This is a genomic window from Streptomyces sp. 1331.2 (assembly GCF_900199205.1).
GTDB lineage: Bacteria > Actinomycetota > Actinomycetes > Streptomycetales > Streptomycetaceae > Kitasatospora.
In genome coordinates, this window is record NZ_OBMJ01000001.1 from 5,051,183 (window position 1) to 5,067,475 (window position 16,293).

Annotated in this window: 12 protein-coding genes and 2 tRNA genes; 10 read left to right on the top strand and 4 right to left on the bottom strand. The window is 71.6% G+C overall.

The features are described from left to right. Nucleotides 1-66 precede the first annotated feature (66 nt). Nucleotides 67-2,730, top strand: coding sequence for an aconitate hydratase AcnA (gene acnA, locus CRP52_RS21665; protein WP_097237898.1), 2,664 nt, complete (start codon nucleotides 67-69; stop codon nucleotides 2,728-2,730). 314 nt (nucleotides 2,731-3,044) lie between these two features. Here acnA and pepN read toward each other — a convergent pair whose 3' ends face one another. Continuing rightward, nucleotides 3,045-5,648, bottom strand: coding sequence for an aminopeptidase N (gene pepN / locus CRP52_RS21670; RefSeq protein ID WP_097240258.1), 2,604 nt, complete (start codon nucleotides 5,646-5,648; stop codon nucleotides 3,045-3,047). A 220-nt stretch (nucleotides 5,649-5,868) separates the two neighbouring features. Between pepN and CRP52_RS21675 the strand changes: the two genes are divergently transcribed. After that, nucleotides 5,869-6,501, top strand: a complete 633-nt coding sequence (locus tag CRP52_RS21675) for a mycothiol-dependent nitroreductase Rv2466c family protein (protein WP_097237899.1) — start codon at nucleotides 5,869-5,871, stop codon at nucleotides 6,499-6,501. A gap of 139 nt (nucleotides 6,502-6,640) precedes the next feature. Here CRP52_RS21675 and CRP52_RS21680 read toward each other — a convergent pair whose 3' ends face one another. Beyond that, complete coding sequence (locus CRP52_RS21680) at nucleotides 6,641-8,053, bottom strand: amino acid permease (RefSeq protein ID WP_097237900.1); 1,413 nt, start codon at nucleotides 8,051-8,053, stop codon at nucleotides 6,641-6,643. A 267-nt stretch (nucleotides 8,054-8,320) separates the two neighbouring features. Here CRP52_RS21680 and CRP52_RS21685 point away from each other — a divergent pair, with 267 nt between their 5' ends. The 4 genes from CRP52_RS21685 to CRP52_RS21700 all read left to right on the top strand — a co-directional run bounded on the left by CRP52_RS21685 (nucleotide 8,321) and on the right by CRP52_RS21700 (nucleotide 11,705). Further along, nucleotides 8,321-8,920, top strand: a complete 600-nt coding sequence (locus CRP52_RS21685; protein WP_097237901.1) for a biotin transporter BioY — start codon at nucleotides 8,321-8,323, stop codon at nucleotides 8,918-8,920. Between the two features lie 69 nt (nucleotides 8,921-8,989). Continuing rightward, nucleotides 8,990-9,475, top strand: coding sequence for a ribose-5-phosphate isomerase (locus tag CRP52_RS21690; RefSeq protein WP_097237902.1), 486 nt, complete (start codon nucleotides 8,990-8,992; stop codon nucleotides 9,473-9,475). 411 nt (nucleotides 9,476-9,886) lie between these two features. Further along, a complete protein-coding gene (locus tag CRP52_RS21695) occupies nucleotides 9,887-11,020 on the top strand; it encodes a PP2C family protein-serine/threonine phosphatase (RefSeq protein ID WP_257032794.1) in 1,134 nt (377 codons plus the stop codon). Between the two features lie 487 nt (nucleotides 11,021-11,507). Then, on the top strand, nucleotides 11,508-11,705 hold the full coding sequence (locus CRP52_RS21700; protein WP_030058274.1) for a hypothetical protein: 198 nt from the start codon (nucleotides 11,508-11,510) through the stop codon (nucleotides 11,703-11,705). A gap of 10 nt (nucleotides 11,706-11,715) precedes the next feature. On the opposite strand, the gene CRP52_RS21705 is transcribed toward CRP52_RS21700, so the two are convergent. Beyond that, nucleotides 11,716-12,510 (bottom strand): DUF6348 family protein, encoded by a 795-nt coding sequence (locus tag CRP52_RS21705; protein ID WP_143685801.1) that lies wholly within the window; start codon nucleotides 12,508-12,510, stop codon nucleotides 11,716-11,718. A 190-nt stretch (nucleotides 12,511-12,700) separates the two neighbouring features. Between CRP52_RS21705 and CRP52_RS21710 the strand changes: the two genes are divergently transcribed. Next, nucleotides 12,701-13,270 carry a DUF6197 family protein gene (locus CRP52_RS21710; protein WP_097237905.1) on the top strand — a complete coding sequence of 190 codons (570 nt, stop codon included), beginning with the start codon at nucleotides 12,701-12,703 and terminating at the stop codon, nucleotides 13,268-13,270. 79 nt (nucleotides 13,271-13,349) lie between these two features. Here CRP52_RS21710 and CRP52_RS21715 read toward each other — a convergent pair. Next, nucleotides 13,350-13,420 (bottom strand) — tRNA-Gly (locus CRP52_RS21715). Nucleotides 13,421-13,621: 201 nt separating this feature from the next. On the opposite strand from CRP52_RS21715, the gene CRP52_RS21720 reads away from it, so the two are divergent. From CRP52_RS21720 to CRP52_RS21730, 3 genes are all read left to right on the top strand, one after another. Continuing rightward, nucleotides 13,622-13,695, top strand: a tRNA-Pro gene (locus CRP52_RS21720). A 293-nt stretch (nucleotides 13,696-13,988) separates the two neighbouring features. After that, nucleotides 13,989-15,377 (top strand): trigger factor, encoded by a 1,389-nt coding sequence (tig, locus tag CRP52_RS21725; RefSeq protein WP_097237906.1) that lies wholly within the window; start codon nucleotides 13,989-13,991, stop codon nucleotides 15,375-15,377. Nucleotides 15,378-15,646: 269 nt separating this feature from the next. Next, entirely contained in the window at nucleotides 15,647-16,267 is a 621-nt protein-coding gene (locus tag CRP52_RS21730; protein WP_051709451.1) for an ATP-dependent Clp protease proteolytic subunit, read from the top strand. Nucleotides 16,268-16,293 lie beyond the last annotated feature (26 nt).

The window sequence follows — 16,293 nt, forward strand, 5'->3', positions numbered from 1 at the left end:
AGTAAGGCTGACCTTACCACCGCGTGGCGGCCGGATATCGCACGAAGCACCCAGAAGGAGTCAGTCGTGTCCGCGAACAGCTTCGACGCCCGCAGCTCGCTGCAGGTGGGCGACGAGTCGTACGAGATCTTCAAGCTCTCCGCCGTCGAGGGTTCCGAGCGGCTGCCGTACAGCCTCAAGGTGCTGCTGGAGAACCTGCTCCGCACGGAGGACGGCGCGAACATCACCGCCGACCACATCCGCGCCCTCGGCAACTGGGACGAGAACGCCCAGCCGAGCCAGGAGATCCAGTTCACCCCGGCCCGCGTGATCATGCAGGACTTCACCGGCGTGCCGTGCGTGGTCGACCTCGCCACCATGCGCGAGGCCGTCAAGGAGCTGGGCGGCGACCCGGCCAAGATCAACCCGCTGGCCCCGGCCGAGCTGGTCATCGACCACTCCGTCATCGCCGACAAGTTCGGCACCAAGGACGCGTTCACCCAGAACGTCGAGATCGAGTACGGCCGCAACAAGGAGCGCTACCAGTTCCTGCGCTGGGGCCAGACCGCCTTCGACGAGTTCAAGGTCGTCCCGCCGGGCACCGGCATCGTCCACCAGGTGAACATCGAGCACCTGGCCCGCACCGTCATGGTCCGGGGCGGCCAGGCCTACCCGGACACCTGCGTCGGCACCGACTCGCACACCACCATGGTCAACGGCCTGGGCGTGCTGGGCTGGGGCGTCGGCGGCATCGAGGCCGAGGCCGCGATGCTCGGCCAGCCGGTCTCCATGCTGATCCCGCGCGTGGTGGGCTTCAAGCTGACCGGCGAGCTGCCGGCCGGCACCACCGCCACCGACCTGGTGCTCACCATCACCGAGATGCTGCGCAAGCACGGTGTGGTCGGCAAGTTCGTCGAGTTCTACGGCGACGGCATCGGCTCCATCCCGCTGGCCAACCGCGCCACCATCGGCAACATGTCGCCGGAGTTCGGCTCGACCTGTGCGATCTTCCCGATCGACGCCGAGACCATCAACTACCTGAAGCTCACCGGCCGCGACGCGCAGCAGCTCGCCCTGGTCGAGGCGTACGCCAAGGAGCAGGGCCTCTGGCACGACCCGTCGGTCGAGCCGGTCTACTCCGAGTACCTGGAGCTGGACGTCTCCACCGTCGTCCCGTCGATCTCCGGCCCGAAGCGCCCGCAGGACCGCGTGATCCTGGCCGAGGCCGCGAGCAAGTTCGCCGAGGCGCTGCCGACCTACTCCGCCGAGGCCTCGAAGCCGACCACCGTCACCGCCCCCGACGGCTCGACCTACGAGATCGACAACGGCGCGGTCGTGATCGCCTCGATCACCTCCTGCACCAACACCTCCAACCCCTCCGTCATGCTGGGCGCCGCCCTGCTGGCGAAGAAGGCCGTGGAGAAGGGCCTGCACGTCAAGCCCTGGGTCAAGACCACCCTGGCGCCCGGTTCCAAGGTCGTCATGGACTACTACGAGAAGGCCGGCCTGCTCCCGTACATGGAGAAGCTGGGCTTCAACCTGGTCGGCTACGGCTGCGTCACCTGCATCGGCAACTCGGGCCCGCTGCCCGAGGAGGTCTCGGCCGCCGTCAACGAGTCCGACCTCGCAGTCGTCTCGGTGCTCTCCGGCAACCGCAACTTCGAGGGCCGGATCAACCCCGACGTCAAGATGAACTACCTGGCCTCCCCGCCGCTGGTGGTCGCCTACGCCCTCGCCGGCAACATGAACGTCGACATCACCAAGGACGCCCTGGGCCAGGACGCCGACGGCAACGACGTCTTCCTCGCCGACATCTGGCCGTCCGAGCAGGAGGTCGCCGAGGTCGTCGCCGGCTCCATCGACGAGGCCATGTTCGACAAGGGCTACCAGGACGTCTTCGCCGGTGACCACCGCTGGCAGTCGCTCCCGGTCCCGACCGGCAACACCTTCGAGTGGGACGCCGAGTCCACCTACGTCCGCAAGCCCCCGTACTTCGAGGGCATGGCCAAGACCCCGAGCCCGGTGACCGACATCGCCGACGCCCGCGTCCTGGCCAAGCTGGGCGACTCGGTCACCACCGACCACATCTCCCCGGCCGGCAACATCAAGCCGGGCACCCCGGCGGCGCAGTACCTGACCGCCAACGGTGTCGAGAAGCGCGACTTCAACTCCTACGGTTCCCGTCGTGGCAACCACGAGGTGATGATCCGCGGCACCTTCGCCAACATCCGCCTGCGCAACCAGATCGCGCCGGGCACCGAGGGCGGCTACACCCGCGACTTCACCCAGGCCGACGCGCCGGTGTCGTTCATCTACGACGCCTCGCAGAACTACCAGGCCGCCGGCATCCCGCTGGTCGTCCTGGCCGGCAAGGAGTACGGCTCCGGCTCGTCCCGCGACTGGGCCGCCAAGGGCACCGCGCTGCTGGGCGTCAAGGCCGTCATCGCCGAGTCCTACGAGCGCATCCACCGCTCGAACCTGATCGGCATGGGCGTCCTGCCGCTGCAGTTCCCGGAGGGCGAGAACGCCGACTCCCTCGGCCTGACCGGCGAGGAGACCTTCTCCATCACCGGCGTGACCGAGCTCAACGAGGGCCGCACCCCGAAGACCGTCAAGGTCAAGGCGGTCGGCGCGGACGGGACCAGCAAGGAGTTCGACGCGGTCGTGCGCATCGACACCCCCGGTGAGGCGGACTACTACCGCAACGGCGGCATCCTGCAGTACGTGCTGCGCTCGCTGATCAACGGCTGAGCCCAGGCGCCTCAAGGGGAGGCCGGACCGCACTCCGCGGTCCGGCCTCTTCCGCATCCTGTGCGCAGGGGCGGCAGATGCCGGGCCGGGGCACGGGGTCATGGCGGCCACCGCCATCCCCTCCCACGCAACACAGCACTGTGCGGGCAGCCCATTCCGCTGTCACCCCGTCGCCGCTTCGGCACAGCCGAAACGGCGACGGGGTTGTCTGACCCTTTTGCGCAGGACGTCGGCCAGACCGACTTCCTGTGCAAAAGGGTCAGAGGGCTGCGCCAACGTCGGCGGGCCCGTTCGCTCAGCCTGAGCTCAGGCGGTCAGCCCCGGTCGCAGGCCTGCGCCCGCAGGGCGCGGGCCAGGTCGTCCCGGCGCTCCAGGACCAGGCGGCGCAGCGCCGGGGCCGCCTGCGGGTGCCCGTCCAGCCAGGCGTCGGCCTCGGCCAGGGTCTGCTCGGTGGTCTGCGCGCTCGGGAAGAAGCCGCCGACGAAGCGCATCGCGATCTCGATGGTGCGCTCGGACCAGATCCGCTCCAGCAGCTTGAAGTACGGCGCCGCGTAGAGGGCGGTCAGGTCGCGGTGGGAGGGCAGCGCGAAGCCCGCGATGTTGGCCTCGACCAGGGCGTTCGGCAGCTCGTCCGAGTCGACCACGGCCGACCAGGCGGCGGCCTTGGCCTCCGGGGTGGGCCGGGCGGCCAGGCACTGGGTGTACTGGCGCTTGCCGCTCGCGGTGTTGTCCGCGGCCAGCTCCGCGGCCAGCTCCTCGTCACCGGCCTGACCGGCGGCGGCCAGGGCCAGCCACAGCGACCAGCGCAGCTCCTGGTCGACCTCCAGGCCGTCGATCCGGGCGCTGCCCGAAAGCAGGCCGCGGACCAGGCCGAGGTGCTCGGCACCGCCCGCGGTCTGGGCGAGGAAGCGGGCCCAGGCCAGCTGGTGGTCGCTGCCGGGGACGGCGTCGCGCAGCTCGCGCAGGGCGCCGTCGGCGAGCAGCCGGCCGCCCTCGGCGCGCCAGGCCGGGTCGGCGTACAGGTCGACGGCGGTCTTGGCCTGGGCGTGCAGCGACTGCAGCACGCCGATGTTGCCCTCCTGGCCGGCGAAGCGCAGCACCAGGGCGACGTAGTCGCGGGCCGGCATCAGGCCGTCCCGGGTGAGGTTCCAGACGGCGGACCAGGCCAGGGCGCGGGACAGTTCGTCGCGGATGTCGCCGAGGCCGGTGCGCAGGGTCTCCAGCGACTCCTCGTCGAAGCGGATCTTGCAGTAGGTCAGGTCGTCGTCGTTGAGCAGCACCAGCGCCGGGCGGGGGCGGCCGGTGGCGCCGGTGACCACGGTGCGGGCGCCGGTGACGTCCAGCTCGATCCGCTCGGTGCGCACCAGGGCGCCGTCGGCGTCCCGGTCGTACAGGCCGACCGCGATCCGGTGCGGGCGCAGACCACGCGACGGAGTCGCAGAATCGTCCGCAGTGCCGTCCTGCACGACGGCCAGTTCGGTGATCCGGCCCTCGGCGTCGGTGGTGACCTGCGGGGTGAGCGCGTTGACGCCGGCGGTCTGCAGCCAGGCGGCGGCCCAGGACTTGAGGTCGCGGCCGCTGGTCTCCTCCAGGATGTCCAGCAGGTCGGTGAGCTCGGTGTTGCCGAAGGCGTGGCGCTTGAAGTAGCGGCGGGCGCCCTCGAAGAAGGCCTCCGAACCGGCGTACGCCACCAGCTGCTTGAGGACGGAGGCACCCTTGGCGTAGGTGATGCCGTCGAAGTTGAGCTTGGCGTCCTCCAGGTCCCGGATGTCCGCGGTGATCGGGTGCGTGGTGGGGAACTGGTCCTGCCGGTAGGCCCAGGCCTTGCGCTGGTTGGCGAAGGTGACCCAGGCGGAGGAGTAGCGGGTGCGGGCGCCGATCAGGCCGTAGGAGCCCATGAAGTCGGCGAAGGACTCCTTCAGCCACAGGTCGTCCCACCAGCGCATGGTCACCAGGTCGCCGAACCACATGTGCGCCATCTCGTGCAGGATGACGTTGGCCCGGCCCTCGTAGGCGGCGTCGGTGACCTTCGAGCGGAAGACGAACTCCTCGCGGAAGGTGACGCAGCCCGGGTTCTCCATCGCGCCGATGTTGTACTCGGGGACGAAGGCCTGGTCGTACTTGCCGAAGGGGTACGGGTAGTCGAACTCCTCGTGGAAGAAGTCGAGTCCGAGCTTGGTGACGCCGAGGATCTCGTCGGCGTCGAAGTACGGGGCGAGGGACTTGCGGCACATCGCGGAGAGCGGGATCTCCAGGGTGGTGCCGTCGGCGAGTTCGCGGCTGTAGTGGTCGCGGGCGACGTGGTACGGGCCGGCGACGACCGCGGTGAGGTAGGTGGAGATCGGCTTGGTCGGCGCGAACTCCCAGGTGCGGGCGGCGCCTTCCGCGGTGGCGGTCTCGGTGACGGTCTCGTGCGGGGCGTTGGACCACACGTCCCAGGCGGCCGGGGCGGTCACGGTGAAGGTGAACGGGGCCTTCAGGTCCGGCTGTTCGAAGGTCGCGAACACCCGGCGGGCGTCGGCCGGCTCGTAGTGGGTGTACAGGTAGGTCTCGCCGTCCACCGGGTCGACGAAGCGGTGCAGGCCCTCGCCGGTGCGGCTGTAGGCGCAGTCGGCCTCGACGGTGAGCTCGTTCTCGGCGGCCAGGCCGTCGACGTGCACCCGGGCGCCGTCGTAGGCGGTGGCCGGGTCGATGGCGCGGCCGTTGAGGGTGATCGAGCGGACGGCGGGGGCGAGCAGGTCGAGGAAGGTGTCCGCGCCGGGCCGGGAGCAGCGGAAGGCGATCGTGGTGGTGGAGCGGAAGGTGGCGGCCGCCGGGTCCGGCGCCGAGGTCACGTCCAGCCGGACCCGGTAGCCGTCCACGGCCAGGAAGCTGGCCCGGTGCTGGGCTTCGTCGCGGCTGAGGTTCTTGCCCGGCACGGCGGTACTCCTTTGTCCGGCTCGCACGGTGGTGCGGGTCTGGGCGGTGCGGTCACGGTGCGCGGTGTGGCCGCGCACGCGGGTCATCCTTTCACGCCCCCGCCGTCGGTACCATTGCACAGGCCGCCGCGTCCGCGCCGGAATCAGCGGCGCCGTGCGGGTGTTGGGCCTCGGGGGCGGAGATTCCCGGCCCGGACCCCCTCACGAAGGACGACACGCAGTGACGACTGCCGCTGAGCGCAAGACCGCAGACTTCTGGTTCGACCCGGCCTGCCCGTGGGCGTGGATGACCTCCCGCTGGCTGATCGAGGTTCAGCAGCTGCGCCCGGTCGACCTGCGCTGGCACGTGATGAGCCTGTCCGTGCTGAACGAGCACCGGGACCTCCCGGAGAGCTACCGCAAGATGCTGGACAACGCCTGGGGCGCGGTGCGGGTGTGCATAGCCGCGGCCGAGCAGCACGGCGAGGAGGTGCTCGGCCGGCTCTACACCGAGCTGGGCCTGCGCTTCCACAACCAGGGCCTGCCGCAGAACCGGGAGACCGTCACGGCCGCCCTGGTGGCCGCGGGCCTGCCCGCCGAGCTGGCCGACGCGGCCGACACCGACACCCACGACGAGGCCCTGCGCGCCTCGCACAAGGAGGGCATCAGCCTGGTCGGCGAGGACGTCGGCACCCCGGTGATCGCGGTCGAGGGCGCGGACGGCGACCGGGTCGCCTTCTTCGGCCCCGTGGTCACCCCGGCTCCGAAGGGCGAGGCCGCGGCCCGGCTCTGGGACGGCACCCTGCTGGTGGCCTCCACCCCGGGCTTCTACGAGATCAAGCGCACCCGGACGGCCGGCCCGTCCTTCGAGTGACCGCACGGCCTTCGGGTGTTCGCGCGGCCTTCGGGTGTTCGCACCGCCTTCGGGTGTTCGCGCGGCCTCCGAGAGGCCGTGCGGCCGTACGGCGAAGGGCCCGGTACCGGACTCCGGTACCGGGCCCTTCGGGTCGGCCTCAGCGCGTGGCGGCGTCCCGGCGCTGCTTGAGCAGCCCGGCGGCGCTCAGCACCGCCACCAGCACCCCGGCCGCGTACAGCTGTTCCCGGTTGCCCTCGGTGGTGGTCATCAGCGCGAGGATGCCGGCCACGGCGGCCATCGCGACCCAGGTCAGGTACGGGTAGCCCCACATCTTCACGGTCAGCAGCTCGGGCGCCTCGCGCTCCAGCCGGCGGCGCATCCGCAGCTGGACCACGCAGATGAACAGCCAGACCACCAGGATCGCCACGCCGGTGGTGTTCATCAGCCAGGTGAACACGGTGTCGGGCCAGAACTTGGCGGCCAGCACGGCGCCGAAGCCGAACAGGCAGGAGGCCAGCACGGCCCGGCGCGGCACCCCGCCGCTGACCTTGGCCAGCGCCTTGGGGCCCTGGCCGCGGCCGACCAGCGAGTACGCCATCCGGGAGGCGCCGTAGATGTTGGCGTTCATCGCGGACAGCAGCGCGACCAGCACCACGACCTGCATGATCGCCCCCGCGCCGGGCACCCCGAGGTGGCGCAGCACGGTGACGTACGGGCCGTCGGCGACGACCGCCGGGTCCTTCCAGGAGACCAGGGTGACCACCAGGGCCATCGAGCCGATGTAGAAGATGGCGATCCGCCACACCGCGGTGCGCACGGCGTTGGCGACGTTCTTCTTGGGGTCGTCGGACTCGGCGGCGGCGATGGTCACGGTCTCCAGGCCGCCGTACGCGAAGACCGAGGCGAGCAGACCGACGATCAGCCCGTTGACACCGGTGGGCAAGAAGCCGCCCTGGCCGGTGAGGTTGTCGGTGCCGGGGGATCCGGGGCCGAGCACCCCGGCGATGCCCAGCCCGCCGAGGACCAGGAAGGCGATGATCGCGGCGACCTTGATCGTGGCGAACCAGAACTCGAACTCGCCGAAGTTCTTCACCGCGGTCAGGTTGCTGGCGCAGAAGAAGACCATGAACAGGGCGACCCACACCCACGAGGAGACGCCCGGCACCCAGCCGTTGACGATCTTCCCGGCGGCGGTGGCCTCGGCGGCGACGCCGCAACAGAGCATCACCCAGTACATCCAGCCCGCGGTGATCCCGGCCCACGGGCCGATCTCCTTCTCGGCGTGCACCGAGAACGAGCCGGAGGCGGGACGGGCCGCGGACATCTCGCCGAGCATCCGCATGATCAGCATGACCAGCAGGCCGGAGAGCACGAAGGCCAGGATGATCGCAGGACCCGCGGCCGCGATGCCCGCGCCGGAGCCGACGAAGAGGCCCGCGCCGATCACACCGCCGAGGGCGATCATCGACAGGTGGCGCTGCTTCAGCCCGTGGGAGAGCTGCTGGCTGTTCGACGCCGGGGTGGCGGCGTCGGTGGTCCCGGGCGCCGGGGGCGCGGAGGTGGGGGCCATAGGGGTGGTTCCAGACTGTGCGGTATGCGGCATGAGTTGTCCAATATCCGGGGACACCTCTGTTCATGCCAACGCGTTCCGGCCCGGGACCACATTGCGGACCAGGTGGAAACGTGGAGTGACTGCACCGTCACCAAGGGTCGTTCCCGGGTGGTTCCGACAATGCGAACAGGCGGGGCTTTGTCCGAAACCGTGAAGGTGGCGGAGTGGATCACCGCGTAGGTTCACAGGTGTTCACTCACCCGGATCCCCACGGAGGAGCCCCCGATGGCCACCGCCACCACCCCGATACCGCGCCGCGCCGTCCTCGCCGACCTGCTGCCCGCCGCGTCCACCCGCCTCGGCGCCCAGGCCCGCGACCTGGCCCTGGTGGCCGGCGGCGCCGCGCTGACCGGCGTGGCCGCCCAGCTGTCGGTGAACGTCCCCGGTTCGCCGGTGCCGGTCACCGGCCAGACCTTCGCCGCCCTGCTGGTCGGCACCGCGCTCGGCGCCCGCCGCGGCGTCGCCTCGCTCGCCCTCTACCTGCTGGCCGGCATGGCGGGCCTGCCCTGGTTCGCCGCGGGCACCTCCGGCTGGGCGATGCCCTCCCTCGGCTACGTGCTCGGCTTCGTCGTCGCCGCCGCCCTGACCGGCGCGCTGGCCCGCCGCGGCGCCGACCGCACCCCGGTGAACACCGCCGTCGCCATGGTCCTCGGCAGCCTCGCCATCTACGCGGTCGGCGTCCCGTACCTGGCCTTCTCGCTGCACGTGTCGCTCGCCCGCGCCGCCGAGCTGGGCCTCTACCCGTACCTGGTCGGCGACGCCCTCAAGGCGGCCCTCGCCGCCGGCGCCCTGCCGCTGACCTGGAAGCTCCTCGGCCGCCGCTGAGCACAGCCTGATCGGCCCGCCCGGCCCCCGTTGTCGGGCCCGGGCACACGCGCATGCCACACTCATGGCATGCGCGTGTACCTGGGCTCCGACCATGCCGGATACGAACTGAAGAACCACCTCGTGGAGTGGCTGAAGGGGGCCGGCCACGAGCCGGTCGACTGCGGGCCGCACATCTATGACGCCGAGGACGACTACCCGCCGTTCTGCCTGCGCGCCGCCGAGCGCACCGCCGCCGACCCGGAGGCGCTGGGCATCGTGATCGGCGGCTCGGGCAACGGCGAGGCGATCGCCGCCAACAAGGTCAAGGGCGTCCGGGCCGCGCTGGCCTGGAGCGTGCAGACCGCCGAGCTCGGCCGTCAGCACAACAACGCCAACGTGATCTCCATCGGCGGCCGCATGCACACCGAGGACGAGGCCACCAAGTTCGTCGAGGTCTTCCTCGCCACCCCCTACAGCGGCGAGCCGCGGCACACCCGCCGGATCGAGATGCTGAGCGAGTACGAGACCACCGGCGAGCTCCCGCCGATCCCGGCCCACCACCCCCAGGGCTGATCCCGCCCCCACCCTCCTCCCGGCCGGCTGCACCCTCCCGTGCGGCCGGCCGCCGCCGTCCCGGGGCGCAGCCGGTGCCGGAGCCCGTCCGGCGGACCCCGGTCCTGTGGGATCGGCCACAGGCCCCGGCGCGCAGCCGGCACCGCGCGCGGGGCGCGCACGCCGCCCGCCTGTTTCCGTACGCCCAACCGCCGTACGCCTCCTGACGACCTGCCCGCGGCCGCCCCGATCGGCCGAAACCCGCCGAGCGCCCCGCGCCCCGGCGCCCGCGCCCGCCCCCGGGCCGTCGACGCCGGGCCGTACCCGTGGATAGGGTCGGGCCCCATGGCTGGCAGACCGCCGGGCGCACCGCCCCAGACGACTGCGACGAGGCCCGGCGCCGCCCCGGCGTCCGAGTCCGTGACGGCCCGGTTGCGCAAGAGGCTCCGCCGGGTCCGCCGAAGGCTGCGCACGGCCGGTGTGGACTACTTCCGCGGCGGCGCCGCCGACTGGCCGGTGCTCTGCGCGCTCGCCCTGCTCGTCCCGATGCTGATCCTGCTCAACATCTGGATCCCCGACTGGGCCCCGCCCACCTCGCTGGTCCTGCCGATCCTGGCGGGCGCGCTGCTGCTGCGCCCCGGCAGCCTGGTGGTGCTCTACGCGCTGGCCGCGCTCGGCCTCTCGGCCGAGTCCGTGATCCACACCGGCCAGCGGGTCGCCAGCGACAACCCGCAGGCCTACCTCTACGGCGTGACCCCGGGAGCGGCCCTGGTGGTCGGCGCCGCCGGAGTGGGCGGCCTGCTGCTGGCCCAGTTCCGGGCGCGGGTCGGTGTGCCCTGGTGGGGCGGCTCCACCATGCTGTTCGACCTGCGCGAGCGGCTGCGGGTGCAGAGCCGGGTGCCCCGGCTGCCGGACGGCTGGCACGCGGACATGGCGCTGCGCCCGGCCGGCGGGCAGTCCTTCTCCGGGGACTTCGTGGTCGCCGCCCGCACCGGCCCCGGCCAGCGGCTGCTGGAGGTGGTCCTGGCGGACGTCTCCGGCAAGGGCATGGACGCCGGCTCCCGCGCGCTGCTGCTCTCCGGCGCCTTCGGCGGCCTGGTCGGCTCGCTGCCCGCGCACGACTTCCTGCCCGCCGCCAACGGCTACCTGCTGCGCCAGTCCTGGGACGAGGGCTTCGCCACCGCCGTCCACCTGGTGCTGGACCTGGACACCGGGGAGTACGAGCTGCTGTCGGCCGGGCACCTGCCGGGCATGCAGCGACTGGCGGGCGCCGGCCGCTGGGAGGTCAAGGAGGCCGACGGCCCGCTGCTCGGGATCTACGACGGCGCCAAGTTCGAGGGCGTGCGCGGGCGGTTGAACCGGGGCGACGTCCTGATGCTGTGCACCGACGGCATGGTCGAGGCCCCCGGCCGGGACCTCACCGAGGGCATGGACCGGCTGATGGGCGAGGCGGACCGGCTGGTCCCCGGCGGCGGCGCGGGGGCGGGCAGCGCGGCCGCACTGATCGAGACCGTCGCCCGGGACATCAACGACGACCGCGCGGTCCTGCTGCTCTGGCGCGATTAGGCGCCGACGGGTCGCTTCCTGGCACATGCCGCAGGCAGCAGCTGTCAAGCCTGGCAGCTGATCTTCGGCCAAATCGGACGGCCCGTCGGTAGACCGGACCAGCGGCTTCCGTTACCCGCCTCCGACCGCTTCCCGGCCGCTCAGCGCGGCCCCGCCGACGATTCGTCAGGGCGGCTCGACTATCGTCCCGGTCGGCGGAAACTCGTCTCGCATCGCAGGATATCGGCGTTGGGCTGACTGTCAGACCTTTACGCAATCGGCACGGTCGACCACACTGAGTCCGGGCGGGACTGTTCAGGATTCGGGGGATAGGGGGCGTCACGTGCGGCACGACAGACAGCGGTCGACCGTGGGCTCCCTCACCGGCGGTGTGTCGGACGGTCCGCGATTCCGCCTCGGGACCGTCGGACAGACAGGCCGGGGTCCGGCTTTCGCTGGTGTCGCCGGGTGGTGGCACCCCGCTATGAAAACGAGGAAGTGAGTCCGGGTGGCACTCTCCGTCTCCGCGCTGGTCCTGTTCGCGATCCTGAGCATCATCTTCATCCGCAACAAGCAGATGAAGATCCCGCACGCGATCGTCGCCGCCCTGTTCGGCTTCATGCTGCACGAGACCACGGTCGCGACCTCGATCAACTCCCTGCTGGCCAACCTCGCGCACAGCATCTCCAGCATCACCGGCGGGTAGCCGGACCTCCTCACCGGCCGGCCCGTCTGGCCTCCCGCCAGCGGGCGAACAGACCCCGGGGGCGCACCGCCGCCGGGGCCGCCTGGGCGCGCATCGGTGCGGGTGCCACGCCACCCGCCGGTGCGGCCTGCTCGGGCGCGGTCCGCTCGGTCGTCAACAGGACGAACAGCCGCGCCCAGCACAGCCGTTCACCCCGCGGCCAGTCCAGCGCGCGCAGCGCCGCGGAGGCCGCCTCCGAGACTTCGCCGCCCACCCGGACCTCGGCGACGTCGTCCCCCGCCTTCCCGCCCAGGAAGAGCTTCACCCCGACCGGGCCGGGCCCGGTCAGTTCCGAGCGCAGCGCGGGCGCCAGCGCCGGCAGCACCCGGTTCTCGGCGAGCCATCCCGCCAGGTGCTCGTTGCCGAAGCCGAACACCGCCGCCGGCCCCTGCACCGCGTGCCAGCCCGGGAGTTCGGGCACGTCCGGGCGGTCGGCGCGCAGCCCGTACCCCTCGGCCAGCTCGACCAGCACCGAGGCGGTGGTGGTCGCCCACATCTTGACCGCGTTGGCGAGCTTCTCCTCCTCGGTCTTGCCGAGGCCGGCCGCGCAGTCCCACACCACCGGGGCGTCCGCGCGGCCGAGTTGGAGCACGAAGCCGAGGTCCACGTGCCCGGTGCCGTCGTCCCCGGGGTGCTCGCGCACCGCGACCGCCGTGGTGCCGGGGCCGCGCACGACCTCGCCGTCGGGGCGGAAGACCTGGCCCAGTCGCGCCATCTCCCGGACCACACAGCGCTGTATGACGGCCAGTCGCTCCTGCGGACGCACCGGGACTCCTCCACCTCGGGAGCGCGGCGGCTGAGCTCACGCTCGAACTGCGCTCGAACGCCGCCGAGGCTATCGGCCCGGGAGGCAACCGGGAAACCGTCCGGACGCCCGGGCCCTCCGGTCGCGGAATTGTCTGCAATGCCCCACTTTGGGCAGCGGAACCCGCACGCCGTCCGCCCGGAGGGCCCGCATGCCCCGCACCACCGCCCCGCCCGCCCCGACGCCCCTGCCCGCACCCCCGCCGCTGGTCCACCCGGACGGCTGCGGCCTGGTCGCCGAGATCGAGGCGTACCTCGCCTCCCTGCCCGCCCCCGCGCCGTACGCCCATCCGTACGCCCATCCGTCCGTCCACCCGTACGGCAGCACCCCGCAGCCCTGGCACACCGGCCACCCGCTGCCCCGGGCCACCCTGCTCGACCGGGTGCTGCGCCGCCCCGCCCGCCCCGTCCCGGTCAGCGCGGCCGGCCACCTCAGGCTCGCCTCCCGCTACATCGGCGCCCACGGCTGGCTGCAGGGCGCGATGTGGGACGAGGCGGGCCGGGTCTGCCTGCTCGGTGCCCAGGCCGCCGTGCTGGCGTACGGCTACGGCACCCCGGCCACCGTCCGCACGGCCCGGGTCCAGCTGATGGAGGTGCTGCACGCCACCGGCCGCCCGGCGCACTCCCCGGACGAGTTCAACGACCGCCCCACCACCCGGGAGGGCGACGTCCACCAACTGCTCGACCGGGCCGCCGCCCGGGCCGCCCGCCTCGGGCTCTGATCCGCGGGCTGCCCGCCGGGCGGATCCCGGGAACGCAACCGGCCCCGGTGTGCGGACTGCACACCGGGGCCGGACGAAGAGCGGGCGACGAGAATCGAACTCGCGTGACTAGTTTGGAAGACTAGGGCTCTACCATTGAGCTACGCCCGCGCGACCCCCCGACCGGTACCGGCCGGAAGTTCGGGGAACAGCGTACCTGGTCCGGCGCCCGCCGTGCACACCGCATTCCGCACGGCATTCCGCGCACCCCCGCACAGCGCCGTGCAGACCGTCGCGCACGCCCCCGCACGCCCGGGTGGAAATAGTCGGCGAGCCGAACAGGCCTGCCGTGTACGCTTCCTCTCGGCACCACGGGGTGTGGCGCAGTTTGGTAGCGCGTCCGCTTTGGGAGCGGAAGGCCGTCGGTTCGAATCCGGCCACCCCGACAGTGCGGCAGGGTCTCGCCCACCGGGGCGGGGCCCTGTTCTGTTCGGGCGGTACGGTGGCGCCTGGCGTCCGCCTTTCGTGGTACCGGTAGGATGGGGCGCTGGCGGTAGTCCCTGTGGCGTCAACCCAGGTCAACCGCACGAGGGCGAGGAGTCAAGCTCACCGTCCACCCCCACGGGAGATGCAGCTCCAACCGCCCATCGCCCGTCTCGTCCGACCCACTCGTACGGCTCCGGCCGTACGGCGGGGACGGGCGGAGACAACCTGACCGCAAGCCATAGGAGACCAAACCGTGAAGAGCGCCGTCGAGACTCTGAACCCGACCCGGGTTCGACTCACCGTCGAGGTGCCCTTCGAGGAGCTCAAGCCCAGCCTCGACGCGGCGTACAAGAAGATCAACCAGCAGGTCACGGTTCCGGGCTTCCGCAAGGGCAAGATCCCGGCTCGCGTCATCGACCAGCGTTTCGGCCGTGGCGCCGTGCTGGAGGAGGCCGTCAACGACGCCCTGCCGCGCTTCTACACGCAGGCCGTCGACGAGGGCAAGATCGAGGTCCTCGGCCAGCCCGACATCACCAACATCGAGGGTGTCGAGAAGATCGCCGAGGGCGGTGACCTGAAGTTCACCGCCGAGGTGGACATCCGCCCGGAGATCACCCTGCCGGAGTTCTCCTCCATCGAGGTGACCGTCGACCCGATCGCCGTCTCCGACGAGGACATCGAGAAGTCGCTGGAGCAGCTGCGCGAGCGCTTCTCGTCGGTCAAGGACGTCGAGCGCGCCGCGGCCGCCGGCGACATCGTGGTCGTGGACCTGGTCGCCAAGGTCGACGGCGAGGTGCCGGAGGACGGCACCGCGACCGGCGTGAGCTACGAGATCGGCTCGGGCCGCCTGATCGACGGCATCGACGAGGCCGTCGTCGGCCTGTCCGCCGGCGAGGAGAAGACCTTCGAGACCGAGCTCAAGGGTGGCACCCAGGCGGGCAAGACCTCCGAGGTCACCGTCACCGTCACCGCCGTCCAGGAGAAGGAGCTGCCGGAGCTGGACGACGAGTTCGCCCAGCTGGCCAGCGAGTTCGACACCCTGGAGGAGCTGCGCGCCGACTCCCGCAAGCGCCTGGAGCGCATGAAGGAGTACGACCAGGCCACCCAGGCCCAGGAGAAGGTGCTGGACGCGCTGCTCGCGCTGGTCGAGATCGAGTACCCCGAGAAGCTGCTCGCGGACGAGATCCAGACCCGCAAGCACAACGTCGAGCACCACCAGCTGGAGCCGATGGGCCTGAACCTCGACACCTACCTGGAGACCCAGGGCAAGACCCGCGAGGAGTGGGACGCGGAGATCGAGGAGCAGGCGAAGAAGGGCATCAAGACCCAGTTCGTCCTGGACCAGATCGTCGCCGACGAGGAGCTGGGTGTTAACCAGGAGGAGCTGACCGAGCACCTCATCCGCCGCGCCGCCGGCTCGGGCCTCACCCCGGACCAGTTCGCGCAGCAGGTCGTCCAGGGTGGCCAGGTGCCGCTGCTGGTCGGCGAGGTCGCCCGCGGCAAGGCGCTGGCCACCGTGGTCGAGGCCGCCAAGGTCGTCGACACCGAGGGCAACGAGATCAACTTCGACGACGAGGACGAGACGGCCGAGACCGTCGAGGCCGCCGCCGAGGAGAGCGCCGAGGAGAAGACCGAGGCCTGAGCCCCGGCAGCCCCCTGAGGCACGCAGCGGGCCCGGACGCCGACAAGGTGTCCGGGCCCGCTGTCTTCCCGCCCGAGGGCCCGCCGCGACCCTGCGCTCACAGCGAACAGTTCTGCGTGAGGGATTCTGCGGCCCGGCCTGCGCGTTAGGGTCCTTGGACAGCAACAATCACGACGTGATACCCGGAAGCTGTGCGACACCGTGACGGCCGTGGAGCGACCGTCCAAATCGACTGAGCAGGTGGCTAAGTGACGTTCCCGCAGATGCAGATGCCTGGCCCGATGGCGCCGCACGCCGCCGCTGGTGACGTGCTCGGCGGCCTTGGCGACCAGGTCTACAACCGGCTGCTCAACGAGCGGATCATCTTCCTCGGCCAGCAGGTCGACGACGACATCGCCAACAAGATCACCGCGCAGCTGCTGCTGCTGGCCGCGGACCCGGACAAGGACATCTTCCTCTACATCAACTCCCCGGGCGGCTCGATCTCGGCCGGCATGGCGATCTACGACACCATGCAGTACATCAAGAACGACGTCGTCACCATCGCGATGGGCATGGCCGCCTCGATGGGCCAGTTCCTGCTGACCGCGGGTGCCCCCGGCAAGCGCTTCTCGCTGCCGAACTCGACGATCCTGATGCACCAGCCCTCCGCGGGCCTGGGCGGCTCCGCCACCGACATCCGCATCCAGGCGGAGCAGCTGCTCCGCACCAAGAAGCGGATGTCCGAGCTGATCGCGCACCACAGCGGCCAGTCCTTCGAGCAGATCACCGCCGACTCCGACCGCGACCGCTGGTTCACCCCGGAGGAGGCCCTGGAGTACGGCCTGATCGACGCGATCATGCACAGCGCCGCGGACGTCCCCGGCGGCGGCGGCACGGGCGCTGCCTGAGCCTCGGCCCGGCCCGCGAGACCACA